This window comes from Muriicola sp. SD30 (genome assembly GCF_041205185.1).
GTDB lineage: Bacteria > Bacteroidota > Bacteroidia > Flavobacteriales > Flavobacteriaceae > Muriicola.
Map to the genome: position 1 here is coordinate 280,096 of NZ_JBGEWB010000001.1, position 18,565 is coordinate 298,660.

The following is an 18,565-nucleotide window of genomic DNA, read 5'->3' on the forward strand; positions in this document are numbered from 1 at the left end:
TTTTTACCACTGTGACTTTGACAAAAACAATGATAAAACCCTATATTGAGAACTTGTTATTTGAAGAATAAATTAGTGCATTAATCTAATTCGTAAACAGGGAACACTATGAGGATTGGTAAACCGGAGTTAAGTTTTTGGCAGATCTTTAATATGAACGTTGGATTCTTAGGAATTCAATACAGTTTTGGATTACAACAAACAGCAATTAACCCTATATTTCTTTATTTGGGTGCGCCTGAAGAAATGCTTCCCATTTTAAATATCGCAGGGCCAGTTACGGGATTAGTGATACAACCCATTATTGGAGCAATATCAGATAAAACCTGGTCACCAAAATGGGGTAGGCGGAAACCCTTCTTTTTGATAGGAGCAATAATTGGTAGTATCTGTCTCTTTGCTTTCCCAACGAGTCCGGTATTATGGTTTGCCGTGGGTTTACTGTGGATCTTAGATGTAGGAAACAATATGGCGATGGAGCCATACAGGGCGTTTGTCGGGGATAAGCTTCCGGAAAAGCAACTCAGTTTAGGCTATCAAATGCAAAGTCTTTTTGTGGGCGCGGGTATCTTATTGGCGATGGGCTCAATAGTTTTATTTCAAAAATTATTTGGGGCTGAAACTGTTTCGGGAGACGGTGTCATTCCTACCTGGATGTATTATTCCTTTAGCCTGGGAGGAATATTATCCGTGGCTACGGTTTTATGGTCGGTTTTAAAAACTCCGGAAATCCCACCATCAGAGGAAGAATTAGCAGAAATTAATGAAGCGAAAAATAAGCCTTTTATAAAAAAAGTGACTCAGCCTTTTAATGAAATAGCTATTGCGATAAAAGAAATGCCAAAATTTATGTGGAAACTTTCCCTGGTATATCTTTTTCAATGGTATGCGCTATTTGTTTATTGGCAGTATATAACCCCATTATTTATGAAAACAATGGGTTTTGGTATTTCTGAAGCTGCATCACAATCTGCTCAAATGAGTTTAACATATAATATCGTAACTATGGTAGTGGCCCTGGGATTAGTCCCATTAACTCTTAAATACGGTAGTAAAAAAGTTTATGCCTTTAGTTTAGTAGGTACAGCAATCGCCTTATTCTCAATTCCATTTATTGATAATATGATACTTGTTTTAGCTCCAATGGTCTTATTTGGGATTGGCTGGGCAGCGATGATGGGTATTCCATATACTATGGTTTCAAAAGTAGTTCCTCAGGAACGACGCGGGGTTTATATGGGTATTTTAAATATGATGATCGTAATCCCTATGGGGATAGAAACCTTAACTTTTGGGCCCATTTATAAGTATTTATTAGGAGGTAATGCTGTAAACGCCATCCTTTTTGGCGGTGTGTTTTTTGTGATTGCAGCAGTACTGGCCTTACGACTTAATGTAGCTGAGGCTAAAATCAAAAACTAAATTGACATACATCATGAATTCCAATACTTTCTGGGTGACAAAGATGCTGTGATTTTGTATTTCCTGATAAGTTCAATTCAAAGGAAATACCCTTAAATTTGAAATCTAAATTAACTTGATGGCCAAAGACAAAAAAAAACGGGAAGCACTTATTTACCACGCAAAACCCACTCCTGGTAAAATCAAAATTGTTCCTACAAAACCCTATGCAACCCAAAGAGATCTGGCCCTGGCTTATTCCCCCGGGGTTGCTGAACCTTGCCTGGAAATTGCCAAGAATATAGAGAATGTTTACAAGTACACGGCCAAGGGAAATTTTGTAGCCGTCATCTCTAATGGTACCGCCGTTTTAGGCCTGGGCGATATAGGCCCGGAAGCTTCTAAGCCAGTGATGGAAGGGAAATGTCTATTATTTAAAATATTCGCAGACATAGACGCGATCGACATTGAGCTCGATACCAAGGACATCGATAAGTTTGTGGAAACGGTGAAAACCATAGCGCCTTCCTTCGGAGGAATAAATTTAGAGGATATCAAGGCTCCTGAAGCCTTTGAAATTGAGCGCCGTTTAAAAGAAGAGCTCAATATCCCGGTGATGCATGATGACCAGCACGGCACGGCCATCATCTCCTCCGCAGCCCTGATCAATGCCCTGGAACTCGCAGAGAAAAAAATAGGGGATGTGCGGATTGTGATCAGCGGTGCCGGTGCCGCTGCAATATCTTGTACCCGACTCTACAAGGCATTCGGTGCGAAAGAAGATAATATTATCATGGTAGACAGCAAAGGAGTGATCCGAAAAGACCGGGAATCACTTACGGCTGAAAAACAGGAGTTTGCAACTGAAAGGGATTTCCATACTCTGGAAGATGCGCTTAAAGATGCAGACGTTTTTATAGGGTTATCAATAGCCGATACCATGAGTCCGGCCATGCTTAAATCCATGGCGGATAATCCCGTTGTTTTCGCCATGGCGAATCCAGATCCGGAGATCAAGTACAATTTGGCGATTAAAACAAGGAAGGATGTTATTATGGCTACGGGTCGTTCTGATCATCCCAACCAGGTGAACAATGTCCTTGGGTTCCCTTTTATCTTCAGGGGCGCATTAGACGTTCGGGCAACAAAGATCAATGAAGAAATGAAGATGGCAGCGGTGAAAGCCCTCGCCAGTCTGGCCAAACAGCCTGTTCCCGAACAGGTGAACATAGCCTATGGGGAAACTCGCTTAACTTTTGGAAAGGATTATATCATTCCAAAACCGTTTGATCCCCGCCTAATTGCTGAAATTCCACCAGCTGTTGCCAAAGCGGCCATTGAAAGTGGGGTGGCTAAATTTCCGATCACAGATTGGGAAAAGTACAGGGAAGACCTACTACAGCGATCCGGGGAAGATAATAAGGTGATGCGACTCCTGATGAGCAGGGCGAAAAGCAACCCCAAAAAAATAGTATTTGCAGAAGCAGATCAGCTCGATGTGCTAAAAGCAGCTCAGATAGCCTACGAAGAGGGTATTGCCCATCCAATTTTGTTGGGGAATACGGAAATTATCCAGGAGCTTAAAAAGGAACTGGAATTCGATGCAGATGTACCTATTATTGACTATCAGGCAAAGAGTTCTTATGAGAAAAGGAATCACTATGCCCAGAAATACTGGGAAGCGAGAAGGCGAAATGGGGCTACTTTATACAGTGCAAAGAGCAGAATGCGTCAAAGAAATTATTTTGCTTCGATGATGATACTCGAAGGTGATGCCGATGGAATGATTTCAGGCTATTCAAGATCCTACGCATCTTCCATCAAACCCGTTTTTGAAGTCATAGGCCGGGCTGCCAATGTTTCTAAAGCAGCTACTGTCCATATTATGATAACAAATCGGGGTCCTATTTTTCTGGCCGACACCTCCATCAATATAGATCCAACATCAGAAGAGCTTGCGGAAATCTCAATGATGACCGCTAACCTGGCTTTGGCCTTTGGATTTAATCCTGTGATGGCACTGTTGTCTTACTCCAATTTTGGATCATCTAACCACCCCCATGCAAGGAAAGTGAAAGAAGCGGTAAGGATACTGCATGAAAATCACCCTGAACTTGTAGTGGATGGAGAAATACAAACCGATTTTGCCCTGAACAAGGATTTACATCAAAGTCAGTTTCCATTCTCAAAAATAGCCGGAAAAAAGGTTAACACCCTGATTTTTCCAAACCTGGAGGCTGCGAACATTACCTATAAGCTTTTGAAGGAGTTGCATGCTGCAGACACAATAGGTCCGGTTATGCTTGGTTTGAAAAGGCCTGTACATATTCTTCAATTGGGAGCCAGTGTGGAAGAAATGGTAAATATTACGGCCGTTGCAGTTATCGATGCCCAGGAAAGGGAAAAACGGAGGAAGGCAAAAAAAGGAAATACAAAACACTGAGATTGAAGTGCCAGACAAATAATATAATACCTTAAAATGATCACTCACCTTCAAGGCCGACTTGTAGAGAAACACCCAACGCATGTAGTTATTGATTGCGGAGGGATAGGATATTTTGTAAATATTTCTCTCCACACCTATTCTCAAATTCCGGATGATGAAAATATCCGACTTTTTACTCATTTACAGGTAAAGGAAGATTCACATACACTTTTCGGATTTATAGAGGCTTCTGAACGTGAAATATTTCGTTTACTACTGTCGGTTTCAGGCATTGGATCGAGTACTGCAAGGACTATGCTTTCTTCCATGACCCCCCATCAGACAAGAGATGCCATCGCACAGGGTGATGTTCCCGCCATACAGGCGATAAAGGGTATCGGAGCAAAGACCGCACAAAGGGTTATCCTCGACCTGAAAGACAAAGTTTTAAAAATTTACGATCTGGACGAAGTTTACCCAAATTCAAACAATACAAAGAAAGATGAAGCGTTATCTGCTTTAGAGGTTCTTGGCTTTCAACGAAAGCAAGCCGAAAAGGCAGTTGACAAGGTTTTAGGCCAGGATACTTCACTAAGCGTAGAGAACATTATCAAACATGCGCTGAAAAATTTGTAAAAAGTTTGAAAACAGGGGCTAAAACTTTACTTAAATTTTCATTTAAGCTATTTTTCCTATCCTTTATTTTCCTTTCCTCCGGACATCTGCAGTCTCAGGAAACGGAAGAACAAGTTGTCGACTCTGTTCAAACAGGAGTAGCGCTGGGTAGTATTAAAATGCCCAACCCCAATAGCATAGTTTCCAAATACACTTATGATCCACAGCTAGACAGATATATTTACACTGAAACTGTAGGCGACTACGATATTAATTACCCCGTAATCCTCACCCCTGCCCAGTATCTGGAACTGGTCCGCAAAGAGAGTATCAAATCCTATTTCAAGGACAAAATAGATGCTTTTTCAGGGAAGAAAGAGGGGAGTGAAGAGGCCCGGAGAAATCTACTTCCCAATTTTTATGTCAATAATAATTTCTTCGAATCGGTTTTTGGGGGGAACACTATCGAGGTAATTCCACAGGGTTCAGTGGCCATGGATCTGGGAGTTATCTGGCAAAAAAATGACAATCCTGCACTCTCACCCAGGAACAGGACCAATCTGTCTTTCGATTTTGACCAGCGTATCAGCCTTAGTATGCTGGGGAAAGTAGGGGAACGACTGCAGGTTACGGCAAATTATGATACAGAAGCAACCTTCGATTTTCAAAACCTTGTAAAACTCGATTATACCCCAACCGAAGACGATATCATTCAAAAAATTGAAGTGGGTAATGTAAATATGCCCCTGAATAGTTCCCTGGTTACCGGAGCACAAAGTTTGTTTGGGGTAAAAACTCAGCTACAATTTGGAAAAACCACCGTAACAGCGGTGTTTTCAGAACAGCGATCACAAAACAATACGGTGGTTGCTCAGGGTGGGGGAACAATAAATGATTTTGAACTTACAGCTTTGGACTACGATGAAGACAGGCACTTTTTCCTTGCTCAATATTTCAGGGATCAGTACGATGAAGCCCTGTCGAATTATCCATACATACGAAGCCAGGTGCAGATTACCCGTCTCGAAGTCTGGGTGACCAACCGAAGTCAGCAAACACTAAATGTCCGTAATGTGGTGGCACTTCAGGATCTGGGGGAAGCACTGGAGGAGAAAACCAGGATCGGGAGAGCCAATGGGGATCCTGCCGGATTTTTCAATTTTTCTGCTACCAATCCGGATTTGCCCAGGAACGGGGCAAATGATTTTGATCCTGCCCTTATAAATAATGGAGGGGCATTAACTTCAGACATCAGGGATATCGCTACGGTTGAAAGTGGCTTCAATATTCCCGGGGGATATCAGATCAATCAGGGATTTGATTACGCCATACTCGAAAATGCGAGGAAATTAGAACCTACCCGTGATTATCAGTACAATACTCAGCTGGGCTATATCTCTCTGAACCAACGTCTTAGTAATGATGAGGTTCTTGCAGTTGCCTTTCAATATACCTTTAATGGCGAAGTGTATCAGGTAGGGGAATTTGCCAATGGAGGCCTAGACGCCACTACTGTTGCAGGGGGAGTAACGCCCGAAATTACCAACAATACTCTCGTATTGAAATTGTTGAAGAGTAACATTACCAATGTTAATGACCCTATCTGGGATTTGATGATGAAAAACATCTATGCCACAGGGGCTTTTCAATTGAGTGAAGAAGATTTTAAACTCAATATTCTGTATTCAGATCCCACACCCAGGAATTACATCACGCCAGTAGATCCAAATGACGGATGGCCTTCAACACCCAAACCCCTTGAAGATCGAATTCTGCTGGATGTTTTTAACCTTGACCGACTCAATGTATACCGGGATGTGCAGCCAGGAGGGGATGGTTTTTTCGACTTTGTTCCTGGAATAACTGTAAATACCCAGGGCGGTCAGATCATTTTCACTAAAGTTGAACCCTTTGGGGAATACCTGTTTAATATTCTGGGAGGGGGTACTTACGAAGTGGATAACGATCAGGGATATAATGTGAATCAGCAGAAGTACGTATTCAGGAATATGTATGCCAACACAAAGGCCGCATCCCTGCAGGATGCCGAGAAAAACAGATTCAGGCTAAAAGGAAGGTATAAGTCGGAAGGAAGTAACGGAATCCCGATCGGGGCATTCAACGTTCCAAGAGGATCGGTTCGTGTTACCGCCGGAGGAAGACAGCTTCAGGAGGGGATAGACTATACTGTAAACTACCAGGCAGGTACCGTTCAAATCCTCGACCCAAGCCTTCAGGCTTCCAATACTCCTATCAATATATCGGTAGAGAACAATGCTGTTTTCGGGCAGCAAACCCGAAGATTTACCGGAGTGAACATAGAACATCAGTTTAATGAGAACTTTGTCCTTGGCGGAACCTTGCTCAACTTAAATGAGCGTCCGCTGACACAAAAATCGAATTACGGAATTGAACCGGTAAATAATACCATCTTCGGCCTGAATGGTAATTTTTCAACTGAGGTTCCTTTTCTTACCCGTCTGGCAAATAAATTGCCGAATATAGATACGGATGTGCCATCTAATATTTCCCTCAGGGGAGAAGTGGCTTATCTTATTCCAAATTCACCAAAAAATGCCGACTTCCGGGGAGAGACAACAACGTATCTCGATGATTTTGAAGGGGCGCAGGCTCTTATAGATATCCGTTCATCACTGGGCTGGTCGCTGGCAAGTACTCCGCTGGAGTTCCTCGATGAGGGAGAAACCGATCTTGAGGTAGGATACGAACGTGCTAAAATGGCCTGGTATACCATCGACCCGATCTTTTTTACCAATCAGAGGCCTGCGGGAATCTCAGACAATGATCTTTCAACTAATGCAACCCGAAGGGTATTTATCGATGAGGTATTCCCGCAAATAGATATCGCCCAGGGACAGACCACGGTACAGAATACGCTCGATCTTGCCTATTACCCATCGGTAAAAGGACCCTATAACGCAAACCCTGCTTTTGGTTCAGAGCTGCCTACAGAGAAATGGGCAGGGATCATGCGCTCCCTCAGCAGCACAAATTTTGAACAGTCGAATGTGGAATTCGTTCAGTTCTGGGTGATGGATCCCTACGTAGATGGGATTGCCACGGGCCCCGGAGAACTGGTTATCAACCTTGGAAATATCTCTGAAGATATCCTGGCGGATGGAAGGAAGCAATATGAAAACGGATTACCCGGAGTGGACAGCAACGACTTAACAACGAATACAATCTGGGGTAAGGTTCCGGCTACCCAGTCACTGGTCTACGCCTTTGATGCCGATGAAACCAACCGAGCGTTGCAGGATCTCGGTTTCGACGGCCTCACAGATAGTGAAGAGGCTGCCCAGGGATATAATGGTCCGGCAGAAGATCCTGCCCTGGACAACTACCAGTATTACCTCAATCGGGAGGGAAATATCCTCGAACGATATCTCGATTTTAACAACGTGGATGGAAATTCACCGGTAACGGTAACCAACACCAACCGCGGATCCACAACCCTCCCCGACGTGGAAGACGTAGACAGGGACCTTACCATGAATACCATAAATAGTTATTACGAATATCGCATTGAGATCAAGCCCAATACCACGGTTAATGATCTTTATGTAACCGATATCAAAGAGGGGATAACGCCTGACCTTCCTAATGGTACTCAATTAAACAGGAGATGGATCCAGTATAAGATTCCCTTGAGCGATTTTACAAATGCCGTTGGAGGGATATCCGATTTCAGGTCGATCAGTTTTATGCGGATGTACCTTACAGGCTTTACTGATGATGTAGTGCTGAGGTTTGCTACCCTTGATCTTGTTCGGGGCGACTGGCGGAATTACACAAAGAGCCTGGAGGCAGATAATGATGACCCTTCGGATGACGGAACCATCGTTGATGTAAATACAGTAAATATTGAGGAGAACAATTCCAGGATTCCTATTCCCTATGTATTGCCTCCGGGTGTGATCAGGGAGCAGCTCAATAATAATAATACCATTATCAGGCAGAACGAACAATCCCTTTCCTTCCTGCTGGAAAACCTTCAACCCGAAGATTCAAGGGGTGTATTTAAAAATGTAAATATTGATGTTAGGCAGTATGAGAGGTTGAAGATGTTTATGCATGCGGAGAAGCTGCTGAATTCAGATTATCTTGATGACGATGTGCCTTTGGTTGGATTCCTGAGGATTGGGACCGACTTTTCAGAAAACTACTATCAAATTGAAGTTCCATTGCAGTTTACTTCATTTGGGGCCAGTGCTGCTGAAGACATCTGGCCTGCAGTTAATGAACTCGACATTGCCCTGGACGATTTGAAAAAAGTAAAATCTCAGGGAATAGCAGACCAGACCCTGGGAGACATTACCTATTATGAAGTGGTGAATGGGGAGGTGACTCCGGTTGCGGAATTTGCACCCCGGACCCTAGGGCAGATCAGGATCGGAATCAGAGGTAATCCTTCTTTGGGGAGTATCAGGAGCATGATGGTTGGGGTAAAAAACATAGATAATACACCAGCCAGAGGAGAAGTATGGTTTAACGAACTCAGGCTCGCAGGACTCGATAACGAGGGAGGATGGGCTGCCATAGCGGCCTTTGATGGAAACATGGCAGATTTTGCCAATGTTTCGGCTACGGGAAGTAAAAGTACTTCAGGATTTGGTGCCATTGATCAGATGCCAAATGAAAGGGCTCGTGAGGATGCTATTTCCTATGACGTGGTAACCAACGTGGAACTGGGTAAGCTGCTCCCCGAAAAATGGAATCTGCAGATCCCTTTTAATTATGGTATTTCGGAACAACTCATTACCCCTGAATTCGATCCGGTCTATGATGACCTGAAACTCGAAGATCGCATTACGGCGGCAGACACAGCCCAGGAGGCCGATGAGATCAGGGAACAGGCAGAAGATTACACCAAAAGAACCAGTATTAACTTTATAGGGGTACGAAAAAACAGAGGGGAAGAAGCAGAAGCCAATTTCTATGATGTAGAAAATTTCACCTTCAATTATTCCTATAACGAGACGGAACACCGCGATTTTGAAATAGCAAACCTCAGGGATCAGAATGTAAGAACGGGCTTTGTGTATAACCACAATTTTAATCCCGTATCTGTGGCACCTTTTGCCAAAAAGGATTCTCTTTTTACAGGCAACTACTGGAAATGGCTTAAAGACCTCAACTTAAATTTACTTCCTACCAGTATTTCGCTTCAATCGGATATCAACAGACAATTTAATCAGCAGCGCTTCAGGGATGTCTTGGAGCCGGGCGTTGAACGCCTTGAACTTCCACTCCTGCAACAGCGCAATTACCTTTTCAACTGGCAATATGCTCTTAATTACAGCATTACCAAGTCGCTCCGACTCAATTTGACATCTTCTAACAACAATATCGTCAGGAATTATTTTGAGGAGGAAGGAAATCCGAATTCACTGATCAATCAGGAATTAAATGTATGGGATGGATTTTTTGATATAGGAGAACCCAACCGCCATGCTCAGCAGATGCAGTTGAATTACGAAATACCCCTGAACAAGATCCCAATTTTTGATTTTATCAATGCGCAGTATACCTATACCAGTAATTTCGACTGGCAAAGGGGAGGTGACGCCATAAGGGAAGTGACAGGAGAGGATATCAATACCATTCAGAATGCCAATACACACAATCTGACAGCCACCCTGAACATGCAGCGATTTTACGATCAGATAGGTCTGAAAAAGGAAACTGGCAAGGGTGTGGCAACCACTGTAAGAAGGGATAAAGCAGGGAATTTACCCACCGGTGCAGAAGCAAGTGCACCTAATAAAACCAGCGGACTCTGGAACACGGCAGTGGATGTGATTACCATGGTGAAAAGGTTAAATGTAAATTACAATGAAAACAACGGCCAGGTATTGCCGGGCTATACACAATCAATAGGATTTATCGGAACCACCAGGCCAACTCTCGGGTTTGTATTCGGAAGTCAGTCTGATGTTCGCTTTGAGGCTGCCAGAAACGGCTGGCTAACAGTTTTCCCTGAATTCAATGAGCAGTTTATCAAAAGGACCAACAAACAACTCAATATCACTGCCACTGCACAACCGGTTCAGGATCTTACTATCGATTTAGTAGCTGACCGCCAATTTTCGAGCAGTCTGCAGGAAAATTTCAAGGTAGAGGATGGAGAGTATATAGTTCAGACCCCTAATACTTTCGGTAATTTCAGCATATCAACTTTAATGCTTGGCACTTTCTTTTCTAAAAGTGATGAGTTCACTTCCGATAATTTCGAAACATTTAAAGAAAACCGTATTGTCATTGCCAACCGCCTCCTCTCAGACCGGGGTGGGGCAGATGAAGGGGTAGATACCGATGGATTTCCCATCCGTTACGGAAATACGAGTCAGGATGTCCTGCTTCCTGCCTTTTTCGCCGCTTATACGGGTCAGGATGTAAACAGGGTAAATCTGGATGCCTTCAGGGATATTCCTATTCCCAACTGGAATGTGAAGTATACGGGACTGATGAGGAACAAATGGTTTAAGAGCAAGTTCAAACGATTCTCACTTAGTCATGGTTACAGGGCAGCTTATAGTATCAATAGTTTCCAGACCAACCTGAAAAGGCAGAACGGACAGATTGATCCTGAAAACCAGGATTTCCTTCCGGAAAACATTATTAACAATGTGGTTCTGACGGATCAGTTCAACCCCCTGATGCGGGTAGATTTTGAAATGAAAAATTCCCTGAGTGTGGTAGCTGAGGTAAGAGCCGATCGTACCCTGTCGCTGAGTTTCGACAATAATCTGCTTACAGAGATCAACGGAAAGGAATATACACTGGGACTGGGGTATCGATTTAAGGACGTGACCTTTGTCACTAATATCGGTGGCGAAAAACAAAGGCTAAAAGGCGATCTGAATTTAAAGGCAGACGTAAGCCTTCGGGATAATATTACAATCATCCGCAATCTCGATCTCGACAATAACCAGATCACCTCCGGGCAAAATCTTTTGTCAGTAAAATTTACGGCAGACTACGCGCTCAGTAAAAGCTTGAATGCCCTTTTCTTTTACGACCATTCTTTCTCGCAATTTGCGGTCTCTACTGCCTTTCCCCAGACTACTATAAACACAGGGTTTACCTTACGTTATAATTTTGGAAATTAAGGGTGAAAAGGTTTTTTGAAAACCTTGGCAGAATCCGTTACATTTGCCTTCGTAACTAATTCAAAAAACATGAATATACCATCCGAATTGAAATATACCAAAGATCACGAATGGGTGAGAATTGAAGGCGATACCGCAACCGTGGGAATCACCGATTTTGCCCAGGGTGAGTTGGGAGATATCGTTTACGTGGAAGTAGAGACCCTTGACGAGACCCTTGAGAAGGAAGAGGTCTTCGGCACTGTTGAGGCTGTTAAAACGGTCTCTGATCTCTTTCTCCCTTTAAGTGGAGAGATCATCGCTTTTAACGAATCTCTGGAAGATGAACCCGAGAAAGTGAATTCAGATCCCTACGGTGAAGGATGGATGATTAAAATTAAGTTCAGCAATGAAGCTGAACTGGAGGAATTAATGAGCGACACAGCCTATAAGGAACTCGTAGGTGCTTAAACGCTATGCCTTTGGTGCCGGATTTGTTGCCTGGATGATTACCATTACTGTCCTAAGTCTGGTGTCATTTGAAGACGACTTATCTCTTGACATTGAAGTCCCTTATCTTGACAAAGTAGTCCATTTTAGTTTTTATTTTATTGCAGCCGTTCTGGGGATGTTGTTTATTTATGTCCAAAACCAGCAGTTTTTATCCGCTAGAAAAAGAACGCTGATTTTACTGAGCGGCCTGCTGATATATGGTATAATTATTGAGGTATTACAACAGAGCCTAACGACCTACAGAAGTGGGGAAATACTGGATGTTCTGGCAAATTCTATCGGAGCACTATTAGGAACTTTATTGATGTGGGCGATATTTTCCGAGAAAACCGGGTTAAAATGGAAAAATTAATTACGGTTTTTATAAATTAATAGTTAAATTAGCAAACGTTTAAATCAAGAAATATGGAACTTAAGAAGAATCCTAAAGCCGATTTAAGAAAGAATAGTGGCCTCTATTTTGTTCTTGGGTTAGTTGTTGTAATGCTGTTGGTATTTATCGCCTTTGAGTGGAAGACCTATGATAAAGTAGCTGATTATGATATCTCTCTCAACGTAGAAGATGCCCTTGATGAAGAGGTTCCAATGACGGAACAGATCAAAACACCTCCGCCCCCACCACCTCCTGCTGCACCTGAAGTGATTGAAGTGGTTGAAGATGAAGAGGAAGTAGAGGAAACCGTAATTGAGTCTACAGAAACCAGTCAGGAAGAAGAGATTATTGAAGTGGAGGATGTTGAAGTAGAAGAAGATGACCTCGACGTTGATGTTCCTTTTGCAGTTATCGAAGATGTACCAGTATTTCCGGGTTGTGAAGGAGCAAGTGATAAAAGAGCTTGTTTTAATGAAATGATGCAAAAGCATATTATTAAGAATTTCCGCTATCCCGAAATTGCTCAGGAAATGGGCGTTCAGGGAAGAGTAAGTGTAATGTTTACCATTCAGAAAGACGGAAGTATTGGAAATATACGTTATAGAGGTCCAGACAAAAACCTTGAAGCAGAAGCTTTGAGGATTATCCAGAAATTGCCAAAAATGACACCTGGAAAACAAAGAGGAAGACCTGTAAGGGTACCCTTTAGTATTCCGATTGTATTCAAGTTGCAATAAAAGATTAATAAAATATATAACCCCGTCTGAAATGACGGGGTTTTTTTATGCTGTACACTCAATGTATGGTTTTATCATCCGCTGCAGGAGGTTCGATGTTAATAATTCCTAAACTTAGAACAAACAGTATCAATTCGTTGCAAAAATATACTCCGGACCGTATCTTTGCACCCTTATAAATTCGATGATGAAGTCGGCTGTAAGCACGGTAAAAACACATTCCTGGACATTGACATTTTCTGACTTTAAAGAGATTACCAAGGCAAGGCTTGCCCTTAGTGTTGTGTTTTCCTCCGTAGCCGGCTATTTTTTAGGAGCCGATCAGGTAGAATGGACATCTGTCCTCATGCTTGCCGTTGGTGGATATTGTATGGTAGGTGCGTCAAATGCGTTTAATCAGGTTATAGAAAAAGATCTGGACGCATTGATGTCAAGGACAAAGAACCGACCTGTACCTTCAGGTAGAATAACTCCTTCTGCAGCTTTGACTATTGCAGTAATAATGACCTTGCTCGGAATCGGGATTCTCTACTTTTTGAATCCAAAAACGGCCATGTTCGGGGCAATTGCCATCTTTTTGTACACCAGTGTATACACTCCCTTAAAGACAATTACTCCTTTATCTGTTTTTGTAGGTGCTATCCCAGGTGCAATACCGTTTATGCTGGGATGGGTGGCAGCGACCAACGATTTTGGAATAGAACCAGGAACCCTTTTTATGATTCAGTTTTTCTGGCAATTCCCACATTTCTGGGCCCTGGCATGGATGCTGGATGAGGACTATAAAAAAGCAGGGTTTAAAATGCTCCCTACCGGGGAAAAAGATAAGGGAACTGCCGTACAAATTATAATGTACACCGTATGGATGATTGTCATTTCTGTCATCCCGGTTTTTGGAATCACAGGCCGCCTGCATCTCTCTGTAACCGGAGCGATTATCATTTTACTAATGGGGTTGATCATGCTGGTTTTCGCCTTAAAATTATTTGAAAAAAGAAACAATGCTACCGCCAGAAAATTAATGCTGGCCAGCGTGACTTACATAAGCCTTATGCAACTGGTTTATGTAGCAGATAAATTTATTACGCAAATATGGATTTAACACAGGGGACACAAAAGGAGAAGAATGCCAGGGCAAAAAAGATGATGCTTTGGTTTGGGATTGTGAGCCTGCTAATGGGATTTGCCGGGTGGACCAGTGCTTTTATAGTGAGTAGCTCAAGAGAAGACTGGTTAAATGATTTTCAGTTGCCAACGGCTTTTTTCTATAGTACAGCTGTAATCATCCTCAGTAGTCTTACTTATATTCAGGCCAAACGCCTAGTAAAAAAGGATGCTCAGAAAGCAGCAACGAGTTGGTTATACGGAACCCTGCTGTTGGGAATCATATTTATCATTCTTCAGTTTACGGGCTTTAATGAAATTATTGCACAGGGGTATTATTTCACAGGTCCCACAAGTAATATAACCATGTCCTATATCTTCCTGATTGCTGCAGTCCATATCGTGCATGTGATAGCGGGGATGATTTCACTGATTGTGGTCCTGGTAAGGCAGCGGCAGGGTAAATACTCCTCAGCTAATATGCTGGGGATGGAACTGGGTGCTACCTTCTGGCATTTTCTCGATCTTTTATGGGTCTATTTAATGCTGTTTTTCTATTTCTTTTAAAGCAGGAGAAAAAATCTCTTCCATTCAGCATGGAATCGCTTTTCTTTAGCCTAAAAAAATGTATTTTTGCTAAAATTATCTTAATAAGATCATAAGTATATGGATTCGACGATCTCAACAGGAGCAGAAGAAGAAAGTGTATGGGGTGGCGGTAACCAGCCATTAGGTGCAAGTTACGGCAAATTGATGATGTGGTTCTTCATCGTTTCTGATGCCCTCACCTTTTCAGGATTTTTAGCTTCTTACGGATTTTCCAGATTCAAATTTATTGAGACCTGGCCAATTGCCGATGAGGTATTTACGCACGTACCTTTTATTCACGGGAATTTCCCCATGTACTACGTGGCGTTTATGACTTTTATCCTGATCATGTCCTCTGTAACCATGGTGCTTGCAGTAGACGCCGGTCACAGAATGATGAAAAACAGGGTGATCCTCTATATGTTTCTTACGATCATCGGAGGTGCAATTTTCGTTGGTTCACAGGCCTGGGAATGGGCAACTTTTATCAAAGGAGATTACGGTGCCCTTGAGACCAAAGGTGGACGCATCCTGCAGTTTGTTAAAGCAGATACCGGAGAACGGGCTGCCCTGGCAGATTTTGCTGAACAGATAGAAACGGAAAGAGTGACCCAACAAAAGAATGTTGGGATCTGGTACTCAGATGAAACTTCTCTTCCTTCCTATTCCCTGGAAGAAGTCACTCAGGGATTCTTAACTAATCCAAATATCCTGATCCGTACCGAAACGATTAATGAAGAAGGAGAGAAAACTCTTCTAACCCGGGAAGAATCTCTGACCAAAATTAAAGATGCTAAACTAGTAGTGGAAGGGGCTAATCTCGTCAGAAATGAATACGGAAGCCGACTTTTCGCTGATTTCTTTTTCTTTATTACCGGTTTTCACGGATTCCACGTGTTTTCAGGAGTAGTGATCAACGTCATCATCTTCTTTAATATCATCCTGGGTACTTACGAAAGGAGAGGGCATTACGAAATGGTTGAAAAGGTCGGTCTCTACTGGCACTTTGTAGATCTTGTATGGGTATTTGTCTTTACCTTCTTTTACCTTGTATAATTGTCTGATTAATAGTAATAAACGACTTCAATATGTCACACGAACATAAATTAGCAATCTTCAGAGGGACTTTGAAATTCAAGTCGAATACCCAGAAAATATGGGGTGTCCTGATCTTTTTATCTATAGTTACAACCGTTGAGGTAGCCCTGGGTATTACCAAACCAGAAATTCTTGTGGCTAATACTTTTATAGGAATGAAATTGCTCAACTGGATATTCATCATCCTGACCCTGGTGAAGGCCTATTATATAGCCTGGGATTTTATGCACCTCCGCGATGAGAAAAGCTCCCTGAGAAGGGCAATCGTATGGACACCTATCTTCCTGGTGAGCTACCTGATATTTATTCTGTTGTTCGAAGCCGATTACATATACAACGTCTTTAAAGACGGATATATACAATGGAATTTCTAACACGGAATTAACAACTTTAAAAGACGGTATAAGAACCGTCTTTTTTATTTTTGTACTGTTTCTTGTCGCCCATGAAAAAGACCTTTGTCTTAGTTGTTTTATTTATCCTGCCTTTAGTTGCATATCTCTTTTTTGCCTCAGGGGTAAATAATTTTGGACGCCTTCCCACCCTCACTGAAGAAGTAGAAGATATCCTTGCAATAAACCCGGAGGTTAGTCTTCAGGATAAGATCACTATTTTGGGATTTTTAGGGAAAGATGCCGATTTGAGAAAGGGGAACGCTTTTAACCTCAATCAAAAAATCTATAAACGTTTTTACGAGTTTCACGATTTCCAGATGGTCATGGTGATGCCGTACGGGACAGAAGATGTCGTTGAAAGTATCCGTCAGGAACTCAATGAGCTTACAGATGCCTCAAACTGGAAATTCGTCTTTGCAAAAGACGAAGAGATTGAAAGGATTTTTTCTTCACTCCAAACCGATCTAAAACTGGATGAAGGTTTGGGAACCCCTTATGTATTTATCATTGATAAAGACCGCAACTTAAGGGGCAGAACAGACGATGAAGATGAAGGCACTAAGTTTGGCTTCAATACCAATTCCGTAGCTGAACTCAACAATAAGATGGAGGATGATATAAAGATCATTCTGGCCGAATACCGCCTCGCCCTGAAGAGAAATAACGCCCAAAGAAGCAACTGATGAAAAAGAAATACACTTATATCTGGGTATCGCTGATCGTACTGGTTTTCGGAATTATCTTTATTCCAAGGATCGTAGAAAGGATTAAGTCGGGAAACATAGTAGAAAACACAAGGATGAATATCGCAGAGGGGGTAGAGCGACCTCTGGAATACATCACCCTGAACGATAAAAAACGCAGGGTTCCTCCATTTAGTTTTCTTAATCAGGACAGTTTGCTGATCACAAATGAAGATTACAAAGGCAAGGTTTATGTAGTAGAGTTCTTCTTTACCACCTGCCCCACCATCTGCCCGGTTATGAATCAGAATCTTGTGGAGATTCAGAACGAATTCAGGGAATTTGAAAATTTTGGGATAGCCTCATTTACCATCAATCCGGATTACGATACTCCCATGGTTTTAAAGGAATATGCCGAGAAGTATGGAATCACCGATATGGACTGGAACCTGCTTACAGGCAACTCTGAAGAAGTGATGAAGCTGGCCAATGAAGGCTTTAATATTTTTGCAGCCAGTTCTCCGGATGTGCCCGGGGGTTTTGAGCATTCAGGCCTCTTTGCCCTCGTAGATAAAAACGGATACTTGCGTTCAAGAAGAGATGCCTACGGTAACCCGCTGATTTATTATCGCGGAACGATAAAAGAATCGCAGGGAGAGAATTTTGAAGGGGAGCAGGAGCAAATCAGTATTCTAAAAGAGGACATAAAAAAATTATTGCAGGAATAGAATGAGCACGCTAAGCTTAAATGAAAAGCAGGTAAACAGATGGATAACTATCATATCCATACTTATCCCTCTTGTAGTAGCCGCATTGTTTGGGGTGCGTCTTCCCGATGTGGAACCCCTCAGTTTTCTGCCTCCGATCTACGCAGGCATCAATGGTCTTACAGCAGTTTTACTAGTCGCTGCCGTCTGGGCAATAAAAAATGGGAAACAACAACTACATCAACGCCTTATGACCACTTGTATAGCGCTGTCATTCGTTTTCCTGGTGATGTATGTTGCCTACCATATGACTTCAGATTCTACACCTTTTGGGGGCGAAGGTTGGGTGAGGGGAGTATATTATTTTATCCTGATTACACATATCCTGCTTTCCATTGCCATAATTCCTCTTGTACTCCATACCTATGCTCGTGCTTATTTAAAGAATTTTGAGCGACATAAAAAACTAGCAAGGATTACTTTTCCTGTCTGGTTATATGTGGCCCTAACAGGTGTAATTGTTTATCTTATGATATCACCATATTATTCCTATTAAAAGATCAGATGATGCAAAAACCTTCTTCTTTGTCGGCTCGATATCGCTTAGTTCTAACCATTGGACTTTTTATGCTGCTTCCTATTATGTCTGAAGCACAATGTGCCATGTGCAGGGCCGTACTGGAGAGTGAAGGCAATACTTCCGTCGCTGAAGGAATCAATAATGGCATCGTTTACCTGATGGCCATCCCCTATATTCTGATTGGAGCGTTATTTTTCTTTATTTACCGCAAGTTAAAATCCTGAACTTTTCAAA

General features: G+C 42.3%; 15 protein-coding genes. All 15 read left to right on the forward strand.

All coding sequences use genetic code 11. From position 1 onward, the window contains the following. The first annotated feature begins 108 nt into the window (after positions 1-108). The 15 genes from AB8P51_RS01245 to AB8P51_RS01315 all read left to right on the forward strand — a co-directional run bounded on the left by AB8P51_RS01245 (position 109) and on the right by AB8P51_RS01315 (position 18,555). Positions 109-1,422, forward strand: a complete 1,314-nt coding sequence (locus tag AB8P51_RS01245; protein ID WP_369746953.1) for an MFS transporter — start codon at positions 109-111, stop codon at positions 1,420-1,422. A gap of 118 nt (positions 1,423-1,540) precedes the next feature. Continuing rightward, positions 1,541-3,844, forward strand: coding sequence for an NADP-dependent malic enzyme (locus tag AB8P51_RS01250; protein WP_369746954.1), 2,304 nt, complete (start codon positions 1,541-1,543; stop codon positions 3,842-3,844). A gap of 36 nt (positions 3,845-3,880) precedes the next feature. Continuing rightward, positions 3,881-4,462, forward strand: coding sequence for a Holliday junction branch migration protein RuvA (gene ruvA, locus AB8P51_RS01255; RefSeq protein WP_369746955.1), 582 nt, complete (start codon positions 3,881-3,883; stop codon positions 4,460-4,462). Between the two features lie 5 nt (positions 4,463-4,467). Next, positions 4,468-11,574 carry a cell surface protein SprA gene (sprA, locus tag AB8P51_RS01260; RefSeq protein ID WP_369746956.1) on the forward strand — a complete coding sequence of 2,369 codons (7,107 nt, stop codon included), beginning with the start codon at positions 4,468-4,470 and terminating at the stop codon, positions 11,572-11,574. Positions 11,575-11,643: 69 nt separating this feature from the next. Then, complete coding sequence (gcvH, locus tag AB8P51_RS01265; RefSeq protein ID WP_369746957.1) at positions 11,644-12,024, forward strand: glycine cleavage system protein GcvH; 381 nt, start codon at positions 11,644-11,646, stop codon at positions 12,022-12,024. Next, the gene (locus tag AB8P51_RS01270) at positions 12,017-12,418 is read left to right on the forward strand and encodes a VanZ family protein (protein WP_369746958.1); all 402 of its coding nucleotides are present in this window, start codon (positions 12,017-12,019) and stop codon (positions 12,416-12,418) included. The genes gcvH and AB8P51_RS01270 overlap by 8 nt, the downstream gene beginning before the upstream one ends. A gap of 53 nt (positions 12,419-12,471) precedes the next feature. Next, positions 12,472-13,176 carry an energy transducer TonB gene (locus AB8P51_RS01275; RefSeq protein WP_369746959.1) on the forward strand — a complete coding sequence of 235 codons (705 nt, stop codon included), beginning with the start codon at positions 12,472-12,474 and terminating at the stop codon, positions 13,174-13,176. A gap of 187 nt (positions 13,177-13,363) precedes the next feature. Then, positions 13,364-14,278, forward strand: a complete 915-nt coding sequence (gene cyoE, locus AB8P51_RS01280; RefSeq protein ID WP_369747679.1) for a heme o synthase — start codon at positions 13,364-13,366, stop codon at positions 14,276-14,278. Then, entirely contained in the window at positions 14,269-14,847 is a 579-nt protein-coding gene (locus AB8P51_RS01285; RefSeq protein WP_369746960.1) for a heme-copper oxidase subunit III, read from the forward strand. Before cyoE ends, AB8P51_RS01285 begins: the two co-directional genes overlap by 10 nt. Before the next feature lie 99 nt (positions 14,848-14,946). After that, positions 14,947-15,924 (forward strand): cytochrome c oxidase subunit 3, encoded by a 978-nt coding sequence (locus tag AB8P51_RS01290; RefSeq protein ID WP_369746961.1) that lies wholly within the window; start codon positions 14,947-14,949, stop codon positions 15,922-15,924. 32 nt (positions 15,925-15,956) lie between these two features. Beyond that, positions 15,957-16,340 (forward strand): cytochrome C oxidase subunit IV family protein, encoded by a 384-nt coding sequence (locus AB8P51_RS01295; protein WP_369746962.1) that lies wholly within the window; start codon positions 15,957-15,959, stop codon positions 16,338-16,340. 71 nt (positions 16,341-16,411) lie between these two features. Further along, positions 16,412-17,044, forward strand: a complete 633-nt coding sequence (locus AB8P51_RS01300; RefSeq protein WP_369746963.1) for a hypothetical protein — start codon at positions 16,412-16,414, stop codon at positions 17,042-17,044. Then, complete coding sequence (locus tag AB8P51_RS01305) at positions 17,044-17,772, forward strand: SCO family protein (protein WP_369746964.1); 729 nt, start codon at positions 17,044-17,046, stop codon at positions 17,770-17,772. The genes AB8P51_RS01300 and AB8P51_RS01305 overlap by 1 nt, the downstream gene beginning before the upstream one ends. Position 17,773: 1 nt before the next feature. Further along, complete coding sequence (locus tag AB8P51_RS01310) at positions 17,774-18,307, forward strand: DUF420 domain-containing protein (protein WP_369746965.1); 534 nt, start codon at positions 17,774-17,776, stop codon at positions 18,305-18,307. 8 nt (positions 18,308-18,315) lie between these two features. Beyond that, positions 18,316-18,555, forward strand: a complete 240-nt coding sequence (locus AB8P51_RS01315) for a hypothetical protein (RefSeq protein WP_369747702.1) — start codon at positions 18,316-18,318, stop codon at positions 18,553-18,555. Positions 18,556-18,565 lie beyond the last annotated feature (10 nt).